Genomic DNA, 1708 nt, shown 5'->3' with positions numbered 1-1708 from the left:
CGCCGCGCCACCGCGGCCGAGGCTGCCGTGGCCTCGGCGCTGCCGAGCGGCCCCGTCGACTCCGGTGCCTTTCGCGCGCGAATGGCGATGGCTCGGCTCGCCGCCGAGGACGCCGCGGCGGCCCGGTCGCTGGCGACCGCCTCGGCCGAGCAGGCCGAGCTGGTGCGCGCGGCGTGGACGTCGGCCGCACAGCGGACCAAGGGCCTGGAGCGGTTGCGCGAACGGCACGTCCGGGCGGTGCGACTCGCCGAGCAGGCTGCCGAGGAGAGGACCGTGGACGACCTCGTCACCGGCCGCTCCGGGCGCCAATCCTGGACCGGACCGACGACCTGGCCGTCCGGCCCGGCTCCCGGCGGCCACGGCGCTGGTCGCGCGGGACGGAACAGCCCCACGACGTGGTGGCCTGGCGCTGGTCTCGCCGGCCACGTCGCGGACTCGGCCGGGATGGCTCGAGGGGAGGCGGCGTGGACGGTCTGACCGCGGTGCACTCCCGGATCGGCGAGATCCAGGCCCGCTTCCTCACCGCGCCGCGCCCGGGCGTTGCCGCCACCGACTGGACCGCGGCCGCCGCGGCCGCCGGCCTCACGGCCACCGCAGCTCCCTCCGCGACGAGCGCCGGCACGACCGGGAGTGCGTCGGAGAGCGCCGTCGTCGCCGAGGCGCGCAGGTACCTCGGCGTCCCCTACCTGTGGGGCGGCACCGACCCGGCCCGGGGCCTGGACTGTTCCGGCTTCACCCAGCTGGTCTACGGCAACCTCGGCATCGACCTGCCGCGCACCTCCTCGCAGCAGGCCACGGCCGGCGCCGCGGTCGCCTCACTGGCCGACGCCCGCCCCGGCGACCTGGTGTTCTTCGACCACAACGGCTCGCGACCGGGCATCGACCACGTCGGCATCTACATCGGCGACGACAAGATGATCGCCGCCCCGCAGGCCGGCGAGGTCGTCAAGGTGCAGGACGTGGGCGATCCGGCCGTCATCCGCCGCGTGCTGCCCGCCGGCTCCGCGGCTCCGGCGTCGACCCCGGCCTCCTCGCTGGCCGGCGTCCCCTACGCCGACCTGTTCACCCGCGCCGGCAGCCGGCACGGCATCGACCCGGCGCTGCTCGCGGCCGTCGCTCAGCAGGAGTCCGGGTACGACGCGTCGGCGGTCTCCCCCGCCGGCGCGCAGGGCCTCATGCAGTTCGTGCCCACGACCGCCCGCGGCCTCGGCGTGGACCCCTTCGACCCGGCCTCGGCCGTCGACGGCGCGGCCCGGTACCTCGCCGACCTCACCGAGCAGTTCGGGTCGACCGAGCTGGGCCTGGCCGCCTACAACGCCGGCCCCGGCACCGTCAGCCGGTACGGCGGCATCCCGCCCTACGCCGAGACCCAGGACTACGTCCGCGCCGTGATGAGCAAGGCGGAGGCCCTCCGATGACAGCACCCCTGGCACCGGCCGCGCCGGCGGCCGCACCGCCCGCCGGGAGCCCGGCTGCGACCGGCTCTCCCGACGGCGGCGAGCGGTTCGCCTCGGCCCTCGACGACGCGGTCACCGGCGGACAGGGCGGCCCCCGCGAGCAGGGGCGCGCCGCGGAGGCCGAGGTCCCCTCCTCTCCCAGCGACCCCGGCACCGACGCCCCGGCCGGCGACCGGCCCACCGCCGACCCCGCCGTCTCGCCGGGCGGCATGCCGCCCGCGCTGTGGGCGCTGCTCACCGGCATCGAGATC

General features: G+C 77.6%; 3 protein-coding genes. All 3 read left to right on the top strand.

The features are described 5' to 3' along the window. Nucleotides 1-477, top strand: a 477-nt coding sequence (locus E4P41_RS21640; RefSeq protein WP_209307863.1) for a flagellar FliJ family protein, incomplete at its 5' end; no start/stop codon positions are given. Further along, on the top strand, nucleotides 465-1418 hold the full coding sequence (locus tag E4P41_RS21635) for an NlpC/P60 family protein (RefSeq protein ID WP_135143247.1): 954 nt from the start codon (nucleotides 465-467) through the stop codon (nucleotides 1416-1418). The genes E4P41_RS21640 and E4P41_RS21635, both read left to right, overlap by 13 nt. Next, nucleotides 1415-1708 (top strand): hypothetical protein (locus E4P41_RS21630; protein ID WP_209307862.1); only part of this gene is annotated, 294 nt, incomplete at its 3' end. The genes E4P41_RS21635 and E4P41_RS21630, both read left to right, overlap by 4 nt.

Source organism: Geodermatophilus sp. DF01-2 (genome assembly GCF_004571065.1).
Taxonomy (GTDB): Bacteria; Actinomycetota; Actinomycetes; order Mycobacteriales; family Geodermatophilaceae; genus Geodermatophilus.
This window is presented reverse-complemented; position numbering and strand designations above follow the sequence as displayed.